Source organism: Billgrantia ethanolica, assembly GCF_021404305.1.
Taxonomy (GTDB): domain Bacteria; phylum Pseudomonadota; class Gammaproteobacteria; order Pseudomonadales; family Halomonadaceae; genus Halomonas; species Halomonas ethanolica.
In genome coordinates this window covers 1,101,922-1,117,191 of sequence record NZ_JABFTX010000001.1, presented here as the reverse complement: position 1 = coordinate 1,117,191, position 15,270 = coordinate 1,101,922, and the positions used below count along the sequence as shown (strand labels likewise).

Genomic DNA, 15,270 nt, shown 5'->3' with positions numbered 1-15,270 from the left:
ATTTACATGCTCTCAGGGCGAAACGGGACGATTGGCGTATTGCGCTCGCTCATTGGCGTTACGATCGTTGCAGGCCTGAGGTTAAGCATGTGGCGGACCTGAAGCGTGTCGTTTTCCTGCGCTGGGATGCGAAGTGGGGCGATTCCATCATTTTCTCCCTGGTTGTGCCCGAGTTGCGCAAGCTCGGTGAAGGCGTGTCGATCGAGGTGATCGCCACTCCCGAGATGGCAGCGCTGTTCACCGAGCAGTTGGGAGTCGATCGCGTGCATGTCATACCCAAGCGGCCTTCTGCTGGAAAGATCCGCCGGTTGGCGGCTTCGCTTGGTGAGGTGGACTTGCTGGTGCACTTCAGTGAGTTGGCCAAGGCGCGCGATATATGCCTGCTGGGGTCCGTCAAGGCGCGCCACGTCGCCAGCCTGGACGACTCCGTGGGCCTGGTGGACATCAAGCTGGGCCAGGCTACGCGAGGGCTGCACATGGAGCAGCGCTACGTTGAGCTGCTGAAGCGCTGCGGTATCGCCGCACCCGAGAAGCGCTATACGGTGCCCCGCGATGCCGGCTCGGAGCAGCGGGTCGGTGAATTTCTTCACAGTCGCCCCCGTCCTTTTGTGGCGATCAACCCCTTCAGCAAGGGCGGAGCCAAGACCTTCAGCGTGGAAACGACGCTGTCATTGATCGAGCGTGTCGAGCGTATGGCTGGCGGCTTCGATATCTGCCTGCTGACTACGCCCGGCTGTGAAAGAGCGATTCAGGCGATTACTGCCGGTTGGAACCCTGAGCGCTGCTTTCTTTATCCGGATACCCACTCCATCTACGACAACGTGGCCTTGCTGGCGGCGGCCGCTGCTCAGCTCTCTTCCAGCACCGCCACCGTGCACATCGCTGATGGGCTGGGCATCCCTTCGTTCGTGTTGTTTCCCTACAGCCCCGGTGAAATGGCGGCATGGCACAGCGTGCACTCTCGGTCCATCAACCTGATGGGGCTGCCGGGAGAGGTCGACGACGTCAACCGTCTGGACTGGGAGGCGCTTGACAACCAGCTGCAGCGCTTTTTGGATGCCGCCCTGGCACCGGTAGCCGGCATGGAGCGACAGGGCTGATGGAGCTGCTTCTGTGTGCTGATGAACGCTACGCGCCCTATGCGGCTACCACGATGGTTTCCGCGCTGGAGCATATGGCTGAGCCTGGTTCGGCGCGGGTTACGTTGCTGACACCGGGGTTGCCTCCAGAGATTCAGGGCGCCTTTTCCCGGTTGGCAGAGCAATATGGAGCCACGGCTAGAGTCGTGGAAGTGGGCAAGCTCGATATCGACCCTGCCCATCTCGATCGATTCGGCAAGGCTTCCCTTCTCCCTCTCTTCATGCATGAGCATTTCGACCGGGAGTGCTCTCGCGTCATCTATCTGGATTGCGACATGGCGGTGCTTGCCGATTTGGCACCGCTGTGGGAAGTACCGCTTGGCGAGCATGTGATCGCGGCGGTGCGCGACATTGCGGGGGACCCGGACGAGCATAGTGGCATCGAGACTGCGGCGTATTTCAACTCCGGCCTGCTGGTGGTCGATCTGGAACGCTGGCGCGAGCACGACGTGGCCGGCCGCGCCTGGGAGTATCTACAACGACAAGGCGAGCGGTTGCGCTATCCCGATCAGGACGCCTTGAATCACGTGCTGGCCGGGCTGTGGTATGAGCTGGAGCCCAGGTGGAACCTGCAGTCTGCCACTTATGCCGCCTTGAATGTCGAGCCGAAGCATTTGACCTGCTTGCTGCCCGCGTTGGCAGATGCGCTACGCGAGCCGGGCATTATCCATTACACGGGAAACGTAAAGCCGTGGCATGCCGAATCGGAGCATCCCCTGAGGGATGTTTTCCGCCATTATTCCTGCCTTACGCCGTGGCCTCTGCGTGAAAAGGTTCTACTGCGGAGCCTGCCCTGGCGGCAGCGGCTACGTTTAGTGATGAAGTCCAATAAGATTAGAAAGCGTAGAAAAAAGACGAGATGGATGCCTAATACCGACCTTGGGAAAACTGGTGAAAAAGGGTGAATGTCATCCCGTTATCCGTGTTGTTTGATTAGTTGCGCATTAGACAATCCATAGCGCTGTGTGAGTGAGTTTGGTATTTCGTCTTTCGTTGCATGGGTTACATTTTAACACATTCCACTTTTTGGATGGAGTGGGCCCATGCCGACGCTTGTTACCGGTGCTGCTGGATTCATTGGCTTTCATGTGGCTCGCGCCCTCTGTCGGCGCGGCGAGATAGTCGTTGGGTTGGACAATCTCAATGATTACTACGACCCCGAGCTGAAGCGGGCGAGGTTGGCAAGCCTGGCCGCCGAGCCTGGTTTTCATTTCTTCCGGATGGAGTTGGCCGACCGCGAGGCGGTGGAGCAGTTGTTCGAGGCGTGGCAGCCCGAAAGGGTAATCCACTTGGCCGCACAGGCCGGTGTCAGGTATTCCCTTGAAAACCCGCATGCGTACATGGAAAGCAATATGGTGGGGTTTCTGAATATATTGGAAGGCTGTCGGGTTCAGCGGGTCAAGCATCTTGTTTATGCTTCTTCGAGTTCCATATACGGTGGCAACGTTCGCACGCCTTTTAGTGAGAACGACCGTGCCGATCATCCTCTGAACCTGTATGCGGCTACTAAGCGAGCCAATGAATTGATGGCGCATGCGTATAGCCACCTTTACGATTTGCCGACGACAGGCCTGCGGTTCTTTACTGTATATGGCCCTTGGGGGCGGCCCGACATGGCTCTTTTTACCTTCACCAGAAAGATTCTCGCTGGGGAGCCGATCGATGTTTTCAATTACGGGCAGCATCGCCGGGACTTCACCTATATCGAAGATATCGTGGAAGGGGTACTGAAAACCTACGATAGGTTGCCGGTAGCGAACGATGCCTGGTACGAATTGGCTGCCGCAGGAGAGACGCCGGCAGCAAGCAGTTCGGCCCCATGGAGTGTTTACAATATCGGCAATCAGACCCCGGTAGAGTTGATTCGCTACATTCGCGTTCTTGAAAGCTGCCTGGGTAGGGCGGCTCAAATTCGCCTGTTGCCTCGCCAGCCCGGCGATGCGCTGGATACCCACGCCGATGTGACCGCCCTTCAGCAGGCCGTGGGCTATTGCCCGGGCACGACCATAGAAGAGGGCGTGGCACGCTTCGTCGAGTGGTACAACGAGTACTACCAGGTGGCGAAGCAAGAGCCCATTCTTGGCAGCGAAGGAGTTCTGGCGGTCGTATCTCAGCCCGCTACTTGAATCCTTCGCCTTAACCTTGGATTGGCAGACTTCCGCTACCAGTGATAAGCCAGGGTGAGCCGAGCCCCATGCTCGGTTTCGCGGCTCGAGAACGAACCTTCGTAGCTGCCGCTGAATGCTAAGCTGCTGTTGCCGTTCAGTTCCCGTTCCCAGCGCAGGCCGCTGTTGATATCTGCAGAGTGCACCGTGCGGTTGTCGGGCGAAATGACGAAGCTGTCGCCGGTGGTATCGGCGCTGAGCGTGGCGTGGGTGCTGCCTCCGGAATGTGTGCGCATGCCCCAGGCCAGGCCGCCGGTCCACAGGATGGATGTCTGCTCGGTTTGGCGGAGCAGCTGTCCGGCATCTAGGCCCAGGCTGGTGCGCCACACTTGCTGGCGCTGTGAACCGTAGGCCATCGTGAGCGCCGAATCGCCGCTCTCCTCGTAGGCGCTTTGGTGCAGCCAGCTGTGCGTCAGCCGGGCGTGGGGTACCAATTCCAGCCCGTCTCCTCGTTCGATCACGTAGCTGGCGCCCAGGCCCAGGGTCACTTCTTCGCCCCGGTTGCTGCCTTCCACTACCTCGGTTGTCAGGCCGGCCACTTCGCGACGATGTTCGTTGTCGCTGAAGCCGGCAAGCAGGGTGGCGTCTAGAATGACGTTGCCCTGCCTACGCGCGGTGTACACGCCGGTGGTAACGCTGTCGATCTCGGTGCGGGCGTTGGCGGCATCGTCGCCCTGTACCCGACCCTGGCCGACGCCGATGAACAGCCCGCCCAGCCAGTGTTCGTCGAAGCGCCGGTCCATGCCGAACAGGGCGCCGTGGGTGCGGTAATCGTAGTGGTCACCGCTACCACGGCTGACGAAGCCTTCGGCCCAATTGCTGCTGTGGCCAACCCGGGAACTCCCCTGGTGCGAAAGCTGGGAGGCCACACCGAGCAAGCCTTCTAACGAGTCGTGGTCGCCGTACTGCAAGATGCTGCTTCGTGGGTCGTTGTCGGGTGCCATGCCAGGCATCACGGCGCCATGCTGCTGGCGCTCGGCAGTCATACCGGCGAAGGTGGCGGGAGCCAACTGACCGGCGCTCATCTGGCCGCCCAGCCCGGTGCTGGCAAAGCGGTTGCCCACGGTATTGAGCATGGTGCGGCCCGCGTTCGTGGTGGCATCGCGAACGCCGCCGCGTGAGACGTTAGAGCTCATGCTCTCGACGAACTGGGCGCGTTGCGTTTCGTCCATGGCGGAGAGTGCCGTGAGCGCCTGGAGCAAGGGGCTGTTGGGGTCGCGCAGGCCGAGTTCGCTGACGACCCGGTCCAGGTAGGCACCGCCAGGCTGACTGCGCTGGCCTTCCACCGGCGATTCGAAATCGCCACCTTTCACCACCACCACGAAATCGGGGCCATAGACGAAGAACGATTGCGGAAAGCCGATCTCCATGTCGGGGTTGTAGGTACTGATCACCACGGTGTATCGCGTATTGCCCGAGAGCGACAACTTGAGCGCGGGGCAGCGCTGAGGGCGTTGCTGAGAATCTGAGGAGCAGGAGACCAGCGTGATGCCGGCTGCCGCCAATTCGCCGGAAAGGTCGGAGCCGTCGAGCTGATTTATCCAGTCGTCGTTGCCCGTCAGCCAGCCGTTGCCCGGCTGGTTGGCATCGAAGGCGCCCTGGAATATCAGCATGACGGTATCGACCGGGGCGGCCGTTTGGCCAAGCAGATATTCGCCGGAGGTGTTGACGATCAGCTCCTGACCGACGTATCGAAAGGTGGTGGAGCCTGTGGCGAGCGGGACGTCGCGCAACTCGCTGGTGCCCATTCTCGCCCAGTCGATCGACATGGTACCGACGTTGGGGTGCCCTTCCGTCAGGGTGAACTCGGTGAGGCTGCCAGCCTGAGCCGCAGCTGTCGGTGTCATGGTGGCCAAGGCGGTAGCGGTGGCAAGCAGAGTGGGGCGAAGCAGGGGGATCTTGTTCGTTGTTGTCATCGGGTCTGGCCTTGTTGAGTGAAGGCAACCTTACGGCTGTCACTTACAAGGTATCGGCTGCCGAGCAGGATGACTTTAATGCTCGGTTACGCCGAGGCCGGCTCGATGCCGCCGTTTCAGAAGCTCGGCAGGGTGGCGATGACGTTGGTCAATGCTTCCTTTCCCCTGGCATTGCCTGCGTGGCGCTCCCACCAGCTGCGATGAACGGCCCTCACCCTGACGGTAACCCGCTCGAGACCGAGAGTCTGGGCCATGGCCAGGCGGTGCAGCCCTTTGTTGCTCTTGATCATGCCGCCTTGGCTGTCGATGGCGATGCCTAGCGGATCCTTGCCTAGCGCCGGGTTGAAGCCGAAGCAGAACATGTCTTCCATGTAGAGCCGGTAACGGTCCAGATAGGTGAGTACGCGGGCTTCCGTGTTCAACAGCACGCCCTGATGGTGCGAGCGCAGCGGCTTGCCTTCGGCCAACTCTGCCATCAGTTGGGCATGGCTCTCGCTGGCCGTGAGGTCCAGCCGGTGGGCCCAGATATCGCGGATGAATCGCTGGCGGGGTGTATCGGCGAGCGTATGTGTGGTCTTGTCCCAATGCCCAGGCCAGAGGAAGAAGTTGGAGATCTTGCGCCGCTGGGTTCGATTCGGGAACGAAACATGAAAATCGAGGCCTCGGGTCAGCGTTGTGGAGTCGATTTCGAGTTCGAGCCTTTCTCCGGCGTAGGCTTCCACGCTGCGGCGCGGCAGCCCTTGCGCCTCTAGCCATGCGCTGCCGGGCTTTCCTTCCAGCCAGCGCTGAAAGAGTTTGTCTTCCAGCGGGCGGCCCAGGCTGCGCTTGAAGCCTTCCTTGAGGCGAAAGGCGGTGCGTGAGCGCAGCATGCGCCAGCGCAAGGTGGAATCGAACAGCGGCGGGTAAGCCCGCTCGCCGGTGGGCGTAAGCGGGGCCTGGCGCTGTTCGATTTCCGCCTCGATAAGAGCTTCGAGCTCCGCCAGCAGGCGCGGAGAAAGAGGTTCTGGGGGCGCCTGTTTCACCATTGTGGCCAGCACTTCGCCGCTCAGCAGGGCAGGCCGCGGCCCGGTCGGCGAGCCCACCGTGGCACTGCTTTCCGCCAGCGCGGCGACTTGGCGCTGCATGGCCTCCTGCGAGCCGTGCAGTGCCAGCAGCTGGCTGTAGAGCCGGCTACCGAGAATGGCGTAGAGCCATTGCGGCGGCTTGTGCACGTAGCCCAGGCCCGCGAGGTTGCGCCAGGCCAGCAGGAGTGTGTCGCGGCAAACCGCCTCGCGGTGTTCCGGCCGTTCGAGGAAAAGAGCCGTGAGGCCTAGCAGGCTGGGGGCGTTGGCCTGCACCCAGCGCCTGAAGGCGGATTCGCTCCCTTCCTGACAGGCGGCCAGAAATGCGCTTAGTGATACTTTGTTGGCCACGGTACCTTCCCCGATGAATCTTCCCTGACACGACTTAAGTCTACCTGATTCGCTCGCTCTTGTATGGGTAGGCGGGCTTGGCGGAGCCATGTGTTGTGTTCCGTGAGCTTGTCGCTGAGCAGGGCGAGCAACCCCGGCTAATGTCCAACGCTGGAAACGGTGGCAGCGTGGTAGATTTTCTGCTTTGCGGAACTGTACGGCCCGGGCTCGTGTCGTAGCTGGAATCTTCTTGAATGGGGAAGCTGGGTTGAAAAACATCGGTGTGCTGGCCTTCGCCAGAGTCGTGAAACTGCTGGCCAACGTGACCAAGCTGGTCGCCTATCCCTTCCACTACCTCCTTCCCCATAAGCGATTCACCATTCCCGAGCGTGCCGCTCCGTGGTGGAAGTCGAGCCGCCCGACCGAGGTGCCGCGCATCGTCTGGCAGACCAACTTCACCGATCAGGCCACGCTGCCGGTTTACCTCAACTATCTGTTCAACCGGTTGATGGCACCTAGCTACGAGTATCGCTTCATGATTACCGCGGCCAGGGCCAGGTTCATCGAGGAGAACTACCCCGGCGAGATCTTCGAGGCGTTCTCGCGGTTGCAGGTGGGGGCTGCCCAGGCCGATTTCTGGCGGGTGCTGGTGCTGCAGAGGCACGGCGGGGTGTACCTGGATATCGACGCCCATGCGGTGTGGCCGCTGGCGCGGATCGTCAAGCCGGAGATGGATGAGCTGTTCGTGACCACCAAGCGTGGCGACATCAGCAACTACTTCATTGCCAGCAAGCCCGACAACCCGCACCTGCAAAAGGTGATCGACGCCATCTACGCCAACATCGAGAGCGACGAGGACAAGGGCATCTTTCACCTCACCGGCCCCACGGTTTACAACGAGGTGCTGCCCCGTGACGAGGTACGCACGGCTTCCTACCGCTACACCTGCAATCAGGGCAACTTCACCAACGAGTACTTTCAGTACATCGACAAGCCCCAGGGCAAGTGGACCAGGGAGCAGTACCAAGTCGACGTGGTGCGCAAGCGGTAGTGGGGTGGAGCGGCTTTGCTGCTGCTTGCTCAAAGGTCGTATTCATCGAGTCGGCTGCTGGCCTGCTGCCTGAGGAGATGCGGAAAGGCGCGCTCTACTGCCTGCGTTGCCGAGAGTTCGCGTAGTTCGTCGCGTAGCAGCGTGGCGACGAGGCGTGCCTGGGCCTCGTCGCGATGGCGCTTGAGGGGCTCTCGGTCGGGCTGCTGACTGACATACCACTTGTGAAGCACGAAGGCTCGCGGGTCCACGGTCGAGAGCCTTAACGGCATGCCTTTCTCGTCGAAGACGACGGCCTCGAAGCGTGGCGAAGCGATGGCCCACTTTAGCGAGTCGATCCCTACCGGTTTCAGGTCTCCCGCTTCCAGATAGCGCTCGAAGTCGCTCATCTTCATAGGATCAGCGGCTTGAGTGATGAAGTCGATCATGTAGCCTTTGGCGTTGGCAGCCCGAAATTCGTAGGGCGCTTGGGTGAGCGGCTGGAAAGATCGGTCGCTGGCCCGTATCACCGATAGCAGCGTCTCCCCGGCGAGAGCAGTGATGATTCTCAAGCCTTGCCGGGCGTCCATGAGCACATCGATATCGGCGGTTGCCAGGTGCTCGGGTTCGATCAGCACCCCGGCGCGGGCTTCATAGGCATACAGGGCGTTGGTGCCGATTACCCTGAAAGGGATCTCCTTGCGTTGGAGCGCCCTTATCGCCCTGGCACCGGCCAGGGGGAAACGGTTCAGCCGGTTGGCCCGGACATAGGCCGCATGCAACTGGAGCTGTTCCTTGAGCGACTGTTCGCGGGCATGGTAATCCGCTTTATGCGCCTCGAACGCTTGCTGAATGGCTTCGGTCTCGGGCGAGCGCGGGCCGAGAGAGTGATTCTTGCCGCCTGTATACGCGCGGTAAAGGTACTCTCGTCCATTGATGTGTTTCCAGTGCATCGAGCCCTTTACCTGGCGCGCTTGAGCACGATGCTGCTCCAGCGCTTCGAAGAGTTGAATGGCGTTTACGGCTACACGGGATGCCTCGGATTGAAGGCGTTGGTAGGACATCGAGAGCCCCCTGGGCGGGCTTTAACTAATTTCATTCAGTTTATTGTCAATGGTTAGTTAAAGTCCATCCGCTCTTACCACTAAATTCGGCTGTTCTGAGGCTGTGTGGGAGCTCGGTTGATGCCGCTTGCGCTATGTCAGAGCGCGCTCGAGCATGCCTGGCTGGCGCGGTAGCAGGCCTACCCTCAGGCCCAGCGGCCGATATACGCGGTTCATGGTGTCCAGCGTGATGTTGGCGCGGTTGCGCTCCAGATCGGAGAGGGTGCGCCGGCTGATTCCCACCAGCTTGGCGTAGGCGTCCTGGGAGAGGCCCAGCACGTCCCGCCGCAGTATGCGCAGAGCATCGCCCTCGTTGATCTCTTCGGCAAGCAGCTGGCGCACGACTTCTACCAGCTTCGCTTCGCGCTCGTCGGGGTTTAGCTCACGTCTTTTCATGGCGTGCTCCTGTTCATCAACCTTCCCTTGGTAAAAGCCCCCAGCGCTCCAGGCGCCGTTCCAGCGTGCCCAGGCCGACGGCCGATAGGGTGAGGATGCGCTCGGGCACGCCGCGCCCCGCCAGCCGTTGTTGCAACCCACTGAGTCTGGCGGCCAACTCTCGAAGTTCTTGCATGAGCTGAGAGGCGGGCACCAGGTCGTCGAGTGCATTGGCGATGGCGGGCCAGTCGAATTCGCCTCCTTCTTCAAAAGGCGAGTCCCAGCGCGTAGTGCGGGTCACTCCTTCGGGGTCGGCCTTCATGGGAGCGAAGTCGTAAACGGGGCTGTGCCAGATGCCTTCCGGGCGCTTGAGCAGGGCGGCATTGCGTCCGTGATTGTCGGAGTTGCCGAAGGCCACGTTGAGCAGGTCGCGCTTGACCCATTCGCTGACGAAGGCGGCAGTATCGAAGCCCCCTTTTCCATGCGTGACGCGGTATTGCCGTTCGAGCCGCTCGACCAGGCCGCGAATCACCTGAAAGTGGTTGAGGTAAGAGCCGGGGGCGGCACCGAAGATGGCGTAGATGGACTCCAGCCCATAACGAATCTGACCCTCTTCGCGCATGGCGATATCGAAGCGTGGCAGCCACAGCGAGGGGTAGCGTTCGCCCTCGATCAGTTCCATGGCGTCGGTATCGATGGTGTCGATGCCCAGAGCCGCCAGTTCCGCGTAGTAGTGGTACTCCGCGCGCAGAATGTCGCAGTCGTCCTGACTGCGCTGGCCGCGAGGAAATTTCACCAGGTAGGCGCGGTCGCGGTTGTGCGGGTCGTCCTGCCAGGTGTCGATCCAGACATTGTCGTCCGCGGTGCGGCGCAAGAGCAGCTTGGGCGCCTCGCCGCCTGCACCGGTGGCGCCGCCGCTGGCGGCGCCCATTTGCTGGGCATACTCCAGAAAGTCGGCGTGGCGTTCCACCATGTCTTGCAGGGTGAAGCGGCGCTCTTCCAGGCGCGAGCCGGCGATACGCGGGGGAACGGCTTCCATGATCCTCAGGTTGCCCACCGGGGCGATGGTGCCATGGCGAAGCAGGGCGTTGTCTTGCTCACCGGTAGCGGCGCTTAGATCTGGATCGTCAGCTGCATGCTTGAGCCATATGAGCAACATGATGCTCAATTGTAGCCTTCATTTCTATTTTTGAGTATTTAAATGCTCAATTTTAAGTTAAGACGTAGGAATTGAGCAACTTGCTGCACATTTTGCATGCACTACCAACGCTGTGCCTTGTTGCATTGAGACTGAATGTGTTGGCGCTGCTGCTGAAGCCTTACCCAGCCATGTTCGCTGAGCCCTGCGTCGCTCAAGGCCTGCTGCAGTTCATCGGCCTCCAACAGCTCCTGTAGCCTGGCGGCGAGTGCGTGTATCTCGCGACGTACGAAGGGGTAGCTGAAGCGGCACTCCTTGGCGAGGGTTTGCCAGTCGCGGGGTAGTAGCTGCTGCGAATTGAACTGATCGCCGACCGAGAAAGCCAGGTCGCGGTGATAGCCCAGCACCAGGGTGCCTACCAGGTCGTAGGCGGGGGCGACTTGCCATTGGCCTCGTTCGTCCTGCAGCAGCGATAGATTCTTGGCATGGCCATCGGTGTTGCCGACCAGGACGTTGAAAATTTGCCAGCGCAGCAGGTGCTGGATCGAGGCGGCGCTGGGGCGACAGGCTTGCCGGGCCGTGGCGATGCACTGCCCGAAACGCGGGCCGTCGGGCACTTGGTATTTCTCGATTCGCGAGAGGCCCATGGCCTGACAGAAGTCTTCCTGATGAATGCGGCGCAGCGCCTGGGTGCCGATACCGCTTCTGTCGTAGCGTTCCACCAGCAGGTAGGCATGGCCCTCCGCCTGGCCCAGTGTCGTGGCGGGGCAGGCCAGTCCGGCGAGGCGCGCTAGCGTGTTGAGAAAAAGTTCGTTCAAGACGATCAGTTCGCGGCCTTCCACGGCGAACTTGAGAATATGCGACGAGGGCGTGGCCCCCCCGGGCAGTTTGAGTTCGCCCGCCTCGAGTACCACCGGGATCTTGTCCTGCGCTCCTGCCAAGGAGAGACGCGGGGGCTGGTCGTCGCCCTCGGCGCCCATCAGCGAGTAGCGCTCACGGTAGGCAGCCCATTGCGCGAGTTTGTCCAGCGCCAGCGGTGTCGTTTCCCATTGACTGGCCGGCTGCTGCTCGGGTGGAAGAAGGGTTAGCGCGCCGGCGCAGTCGCCACCGATGGCTGCCAGCAGGGCGAAGTCGTCGTCGGGGATGGCAAGCCGCTTGAGCAGCGCGATACGGGCTTGCTCTTCGGGTAGCAGGTTGCCGAACCAGCGATGGGCCGTTTGCTCTTCGGGTAGCCAGGTGCGCTTTTCCAGCGGCAGGCTGTTGGAAATGGCATGGCCGGTGGCTTGCCATTCGCTGTCATACTCGAAGCCGATCAGGCGCTCACCGCTACCTCGCCACAGTGTGCCGACCAGGCGGTGCTCACGCCAAACGTGGAGGGTGTCGTGTCGGCTCATGGTTGGGCTGTCTCGGGCGGTTCGGCGGTCAGTTCTATTCCCAGGGCATCGAGCACCAGCAGCACTCGCACCAGGCTGCAGGTTTCCCGGCCGTTCTCGAGTTCGCTGAGAAAGCGCACGCTCAACCCGCATAAGCCTGCCAGCGTTTCGAGCGTGAGGCCCTGCTGCTTTCGCGTCTGTCGGATCAGCCGGCCAAGGGTGGCGGCATCGCGAATCGGGGTGCCAAGGCGCATGAGAGCTCCAATAATTTTCCCTTTAGGGAAAATTACGAGCCTTCACAACTGGTGTCAATGAAATTATCCCGATTGGGAAAATTCTCTCTGGTTGGGAGGCGAGAGGCTGAGTTTTTCCCGTTAGGGAAAAAAGTGTGCAAGGTGAGAGCGCATGCTGTGATCGCCTCGGGCGCGATGGTACTGGACGTGCGCGACCGTGATGAGTTCGAGCAGGGCCACATTCCGCAGGCCGTGAACGTGAGTCGCGGTACGCTGGAGATGCGTATCGGTGAGGTGGCGCCGGACAAGAACGCGCCCATCGTGTGCCATTGTGCCGGCGGCAAACGCGGAGCCCTGGCGGCCGACACCCTGCAGCGCATGGGCTACACCCAGGTGGTCAATCTGCAGGGCGGACTCAAGGCTTTCGAAAGCCAGGATTGAGGGGTTGGAAGAAGAGGGCGGGGCTGACGCCAAAGCGCCGGGAGAGAGCTTCGATATGGCGGCGGGTGAGGTCGCGCCCCTTGCGGTTGAGGATCTTGGAGACAAGGGATTTGCTGCCGATCTCCGGCAGGTCGGCCACCCCGAGTCCATGCTGCTCCATGAGCAGCTTGAGCAGGTCTATGGCGTCTTGAGATTGCACCCCGGCGTTGAATTCGGTGAACTCCTCGGTACTGTTCTCCCACTCCTCGATGGAGTCCGTCAGGCGTTCGATGAGTGCGGTGTTATTGTCGAAGTCGTCGATCAACTGATCGATCATCTCCAGCGCCTCACGATATTCTCTCTCGCAGTGGATGCGTGACAGGAACGGTGCTGCACGAAACACAGCCTTGGCTTCTTCAATGCAGGAGATGGTCTTCATGAATCGGCCTCCTTGGCATATCGACGACACAGCTTGTCGTAATCTGCATGGGTTGTGATGTGTTTCACGTACAGTATCTGTTGCTCGAACGAGATGAAGGCGATCAGTCTGAGATGGTTGCCGGCAATGTCGATAACCCACCAGCGATCCTTGTAGCGAAAGTTATCCAGGCTTGGAAAGGTCTTCTTGAGCTCGGCTGGTGACGGGAAGTTTTCACTTTTCAGCAATTTGTAGGTTCGCTGTAATGAGTGGGCGTCGTTAGGGTATGCCCTTGATGCCTCCTCGAAGACCTTCCTTGTGACTATCCGCATCGTCCCTCCTGGCCGCTACGGATCAGAATATTACCCGAGTTGACTTTTTGTCAACTCGCTTTGGTGGTCTCAATGCGCGGTCCAGCCGCCATCGACCATCAAGGCGCTGCCGGTGACCAGGTCGGCGGCAGGCGAGGCAAGAAACACCACTGGCCCCATCACGTCTTCGATGCGGCCGAGCCTTTCCAGCGGTATTTGCGCGAGCACGGCCTCCCGGAAACCGGATTCCTGAAAGAAGGGCTGTGTCATCGGGGTTTCGATGAAGGTCGGGCAAAGGCTGTTGACGCGAATGCCGCGAGGGCCCAGTTCGACCGCCATGGCGCGGGTGATGCCTTCTACGGCGGCTTTCGAGGCGCAGTAGAGGCTGCGGTTCTTGGCGCCCACGTGTCCCATCTGTGAGGAGACGTTGATCACGCTGCCGCCGGCGGGCATCGCTTCGATCACCGTTTGGGTCAGGAAGTAGGTCGCCCGGACGTTGAGTTCCATGACCGCGGCGTAGTCCTCTTCCGTGACCTGGTCGATCGGTTTGGGCCGGTTGGTGCCGGCGTTGTTGACCAGTATGTCGAAGCGCCGATCCGCCAGGGCGCGACGAGCGGCAGCCTGGTCTTGAACGTCCAGCGCCAGGCCTTCCGCTTCGTGCCCGGCGGTGCGCAGAGCCGCGACCACTTCTGCCAGCCGCTCGGCGTTGCGGGCCACCAGGGTAACTCGTGCTCCTGCTTGAGCCAGGGCGCAGGCGCAGGCCAGCCCGATGCCCTGGCTGGCGCCGGTGACGAGAGCGCTGCGCCCGTCCAGGCGCAGGCTCGGGGTTTGGGGCAGCTTCATAGCGGTACCGCGGAGGCATAGGGTACTTCACGCTTGCCGTAGCGGCGTACGCGTTCGTTGGCCTGCTCGCCGTGTCCGGCAAAGCCCTCCAGCGCACACAGGCGTGAGCAGTAGCTGCCGATTTCGGCGGAAGCCTCGTCGGTGAGCACCCTCTGATAGGTACAGGTCTTGAGGAACTTGCCGACCCACAGCCCACCGGTATATCGCGCGGCCTTCCGGGTCGGCAGGGTATGGTTGGTGCCGATCACCTTGTCGCCGTAGGCCACGTTGGTGCGCGGGCCGAGGAATAGGGCGCCATAGTTCGTCAGCCTGTCGAGATAGAGGTTGGGGTCTTCGGTCATCACCTGGACGTGCTCGTAGGCCATCTCGTCGGCGACCTGCAGCATTTCTTCGTGGGTGTCGCAAACGATGACCTCGCCGTAGTCGTTCCATGCCTGGCGGGCGATCTCGGCGGTAGGCAGCTTGGCCAGCAGTTCGTCGATGGCGGTGAGCGTCGCCTTGGCCAACGCCTCGGAGTTGGTAAGCAGGGCCGCGGGCGAGGTGGGGCCGTGCTCGGCTTGACCCAGCAGATCGGTGGCGCAGAGCAGGCCGTCGACGGTTTCGTCGGCGATGACCAGGGTTTCGGTGGGACCGGCGAACAGATCGATGCCGACCCGGCCGAAGAGCTGACGCTTGGCTTCGGCAACGAAGGCATTGCCGGGGCCGACCAGCATGTCGACCGGTTCGATGGACTGGGTGCCGATGGCCATGGCGCCAACCGCCTGTACGCCACCCAGCACCAGGATTTCATCGGCACCGGCCAGATGCATGGCCGCCACGATGGCCGGATGCGGCTTGCCTTGATAGGGCGGGGCGGCAGCGATGACGCGTTTGACACCGGCCACCTTGGCGGTCAGCACGCTCATGTGCGCGGAGGCGACCATCGGATAGGCACCGCCGGGTACGTAGCAGCCTACGGAATTGACTGGGATGTGCTTATGGCCTAGTACCACGCCGGGCCGTGTTTCCACTTCGACGTCTTGCATGCTGGCCAACTGGGCCTCGGCGAAGCGGCGAATCTGCGCCTGGGCGAAGCGGATATCGTCGAGTTCTTGCGCCGTGAGCTCCGATATTGCCTGTTCGATCTCGGCTTGGCTCAGCCGGAAGGTGGCGGGCGACCAGCGGTCGAATTTTTCCGAAAGCTCTCGCACGGCTTCATCGCCGCGTGCCTCGATGGCTTGAAGCGTTTGTTCGACGGTTTCCCGAACCTTACGGTCGGCTTCGGCGCGGGCTTCGCTCGGGGCGCCCGTTTTCAGTCGTCGGATCATGGCGGTTTCCTGCTGAATTGTACGAGTAATCGAGTTGCCTCGACAGACGGCTCACCGCAAAGCTAGTATCGATTGCATACGAATGCAATCCCAGTTTTCAAGCCGAAAGGA

At 61.3% G+C, this 15,270-nt stretch carries 16 protein-coding genes; 5 read left to right on the top strand and 11 right to left on the bottom strand.

Translation table 11 applies throughout. The annotated features are described in order from the left end of the window. Positions 1–89 precede the first annotated feature (89 nt). The 3 genes from HOP53_RS05080 to HOP53_RS05070 all read left to right on the top strand — a co-directional run bounded on the left by HOP53_RS05080 (position 90) and on the right by HOP53_RS05070 (position 3,265). Positions 90–1,100 (top strand): glycosyltransferase family 9 protein, encoded by a 1,011-nt coding sequence (locus HOP53_RS05080; protein ID WP_234269000.1) that lies wholly within the window; start codon positions 90–92, stop codon positions 1,098–1,100. Beyond that, complete coding sequence (locus HOP53_RS05075) at positions 1,100–2,044, top strand: glycosyltransferase family 8 protein (protein WP_234268999.1); 945 nt, start codon at positions 1,100–1,102, stop codon at positions 2,042–2,044. The genes HOP53_RS05080 and HOP53_RS05075 overlap by 1 nt, the downstream gene beginning before the upstream one ends. Before the next feature lie 138 nt (positions 2,045–2,182). Next, positions 2,183–3,265 (top strand): NAD-dependent epimerase, encoded by a 1,083-nt coding sequence (locus HOP53_RS05070; RefSeq protein ID WP_234268998.1) that lies wholly within the window; start codon positions 2,183–2,185, stop codon positions 3,263–3,265. A 35-nt stretch (positions 3,266–3,300) separates the two neighbouring features. On the opposite strand, the gene HOP53_RS05065 is transcribed toward HOP53_RS05070, so the two are convergent. Together HOP53_RS05065 and HOP53_RS05060 are read right to left on the bottom strand one after the other, a co-directional pair. Beyond that, positions 3,301–5,220 (bottom strand): autotransporter outer membrane beta-barrel domain-containing protein, encoded by a 1,920-nt coding sequence (locus HOP53_RS05065; RefSeq protein WP_234268997.1) that lies wholly within the window; start codon positions 5,218–5,220, stop codon positions 3,301–3,303. 116 nt (positions 5,221–5,336) lie between these two features. After that, positions 5,337–6,632 carry a hypothetical protein gene (locus HOP53_RS05060; protein WP_234268996.1) on the bottom strand — a complete coding sequence of 432 codons (1,296 nt, stop codon included), beginning with the start codon at positions 6,630–6,632 and terminating at the stop codon, positions 5,337–5,339. Positions 6,633–6,879: 247 nt separating this feature from the next. On the opposite strand from HOP53_RS05060, the gene HOP53_RS05055 reads away from it, so the two are divergent. Then, a complete protein-coding gene (locus tag HOP53_RS05055) occupies positions 6,880–7,662 on the top strand; it encodes a glycosyltransferase family 32 protein (RefSeq protein ID WP_234268995.1) in 783 nt (260 codons plus the stop codon). Between the two features lie 29 nt (positions 7,663–7,691). Here HOP53_RS05055 and HOP53_RS05050 read toward each other — a convergent pair whose 3' ends face one another. From HOP53_RS05050 to HOP53_RS05030, 5 genes are all read right to left on the bottom strand, one after another. Beyond that, positions 7,692–8,702 (bottom strand): GSU2403 family nucleotidyltransferase fold protein, encoded by a 1,011-nt coding sequence (locus HOP53_RS05050; RefSeq protein WP_234268994.1) that lies wholly within the window; start codon positions 8,700–8,702, stop codon positions 7,692–7,694. 132 nt (positions 8,703–8,834) lie between these two features. After that, positions 8,835–9,137 carry a helix-turn-helix transcriptional regulator gene (locus tag HOP53_RS05045; protein WP_234268993.1) on the bottom strand — a complete coding sequence of 101 codons (303 nt, stop codon included), beginning with the start codon at positions 9,135–9,137 and terminating at the stop codon, positions 8,835–8,837. A 16-nt stretch (positions 9,138–9,153) separates the two neighbouring features. Beyond that, entirely contained in the window at positions 9,154–10,275 is a 1,122-nt protein-coding gene (locus HOP53_RS05040; RefSeq protein WP_234268992.1) for a type II toxin-antitoxin system HipA family toxin, read from the bottom strand. A 101-nt stretch (positions 10,276–10,376) separates the two neighbouring features. Then, positions 10,377–11,648 (bottom strand): type II toxin-antitoxin system HipA family toxin, encoded by a 1,272-nt coding sequence (locus HOP53_RS05035; protein ID WP_234268991.1) that lies wholly within the window; start codon positions 11,646–11,648, stop codon positions 10,377–10,379. Then, the gene (locus tag HOP53_RS05030) at positions 11,645–11,881 is read right to left on the bottom strand and encodes a helix-turn-helix domain-containing protein (protein WP_234268990.1); all 237 of its coding nucleotides are present in this window, start codon (positions 11,879–11,881) and stop codon (positions 11,645–11,647) included. Before HOP53_RS05030 ends, HOP53_RS05035 begins: the two co-directional genes overlap by 4 nt. Before the next feature lie 141 nt (positions 11,882–12,022). Here HOP53_RS05030 and HOP53_RS05025 point away from each other — a divergent pair, with 141 nt between their 5' ends. Beyond that, complete coding sequence (locus HOP53_RS05025; RefSeq protein ID WP_234268989.1) at positions 12,023–12,301, top strand: rhodanese-like domain-containing protein; 279 nt, start codon at positions 12,023–12,025, stop codon at positions 12,299–12,301. On the opposite strand, the gene HOP53_RS05020 is transcribed toward HOP53_RS05025, so the two are convergent. The 4 genes from HOP53_RS05020 to hisD form a co-directional block, all read right to left on the bottom strand. Continuing rightward, positions 12,276–12,719, bottom strand: a complete 444-nt coding sequence (locus tag HOP53_RS05020; protein WP_234268988.1) for a helix-turn-helix domain-containing protein — start codon at positions 12,717–12,719, stop codon at positions 12,276–12,278. The two genes, HOP53_RS05025 and HOP53_RS05020, sit on opposite strands and share 26 nt — an antisense overlap. Next, positions 12,716–13,030 carry a type II toxin-antitoxin system HigB family toxin gene (locus tag HOP53_RS05015; RefSeq protein ID WP_234268987.1) on the bottom strand — a complete coding sequence of 105 codons (315 nt, stop codon included), beginning with the start codon at positions 13,028–13,030 and terminating at the stop codon, positions 12,716–12,718. The genes HOP53_RS05020 and HOP53_RS05015 overlap by 4 nt, the downstream gene beginning before the upstream one ends. Positions 13,031–13,099: 69 nt before the next feature. Further along, a complete protein-coding gene (locus HOP53_RS05010; RefSeq protein WP_234268986.1) occupies positions 13,100–13,852 on the bottom strand; it encodes an SDR family NAD(P)-dependent oxidoreductase in 753 nt (250 codons plus the stop codon). Next, on the bottom strand, positions 13,849–15,159 hold the full coding sequence (hisD, locus tag HOP53_RS05005; protein WP_234268985.1) for a histidinol dehydrogenase: 1,311 nt from the start codon (positions 15,157–15,159) through the stop codon (positions 13,849–13,851). The genes HOP53_RS05010 and hisD overlap by 4 nt, the downstream gene beginning before the upstream one ends. Between the last annotated feature and the right edge of the window lie 111 nt (positions 15,160–15,270).

What these genes read in the sequence shown, in the direction of transcription:
- HOP53_RS05075 (WP_234268999.1), top strand. Translation starts at nt 1,100, where the DNA reads ATGGAGCTGCTTCTGTGTGCTGATGAACGCTACGCGCCCTATGCGGCT.
- HOP53_RS05070 (WP_234268998.1), top strand. Translation starts at nt 2,183, where the DNA reads ATGCCGACGCTTGTTACCGGTGCTGCTGGATTCATTGGCTTTCATGTG.
- HOP53_RS05065 (WP_234268997.1), bottom strand. Translation starts at nt 5,220, where the DNA reads ATGACAACAACGAACAAGATCCCCCTGCTTCGCCCCACTCTGCTTGCC.
- HOP53_RS05050 (WP_234268994.1), bottom strand. Translation starts at nt 8,702, where the DNA reads ATGTCCTACCAACGCCTTCAATCCGAGGCATCCCGTGTAGCCGTAAAC.
- HOP53_RS05045 (WP_234268993.1), bottom strand. Translation starts at nt 9,137, where the DNA reads ATGAAAAGACGTGAGCTAAACCCCGACGAGCGCGAAGCGAAGCTGGTA.
- HOP53_RS05040 (WP_234268992.1), bottom strand. Translation starts at nt 10,275, where the DNA reads ATGTTGCTCATATGGCTCAAGCATGCAGCTGACGATCCAGATCTAAGC.
- HOP53_RS05035 (WP_234268991.1), bottom strand. Translation starts at nt 11,648, where the DNA reads ATGAGCCGACACGACACCCTCCACGTTTGGCGTGAGCACCGCCTGGTC.
- HOP53_RS05030 (WP_234268990.1), bottom strand. Translation starts at nt 11,881, where the DNA reads ATGCGCCTTGGCACCCCGATTCGCGATGCCGCCACCCTTGGCCGGCTG.
- HOP53_RS05020 (WP_234268988.1), bottom strand. Translation starts at nt 12,719, where the DNA reads ATGAAGACCATCTCCTGCATTGAAGAAGCCAAGGCTGTGTTTCGTGCA.
- HOP53_RS05015 (WP_234268987.1), bottom strand. Translation starts at nt 13,030, where the DNA reads ATGCGGATAGTCACAAGGAAGGTCTTCGAGGAGGCATCAAGGGCATAC.
- HOP53_RS05010 (WP_234268986.1), bottom strand. Translation starts at nt 13,852, where the DNA reads ATGAAGCTGCCCCAAACCCCGAGCCTGCGCCTGGACGGGCGCAGCGCT.
- hisD (WP_234268985.1), bottom strand. Translation starts at nt 15,159, where the DNA reads ATGATCCGACGACTGAAAACGGGCGCCCCGAGCGAAGCCCGCGCCGAA.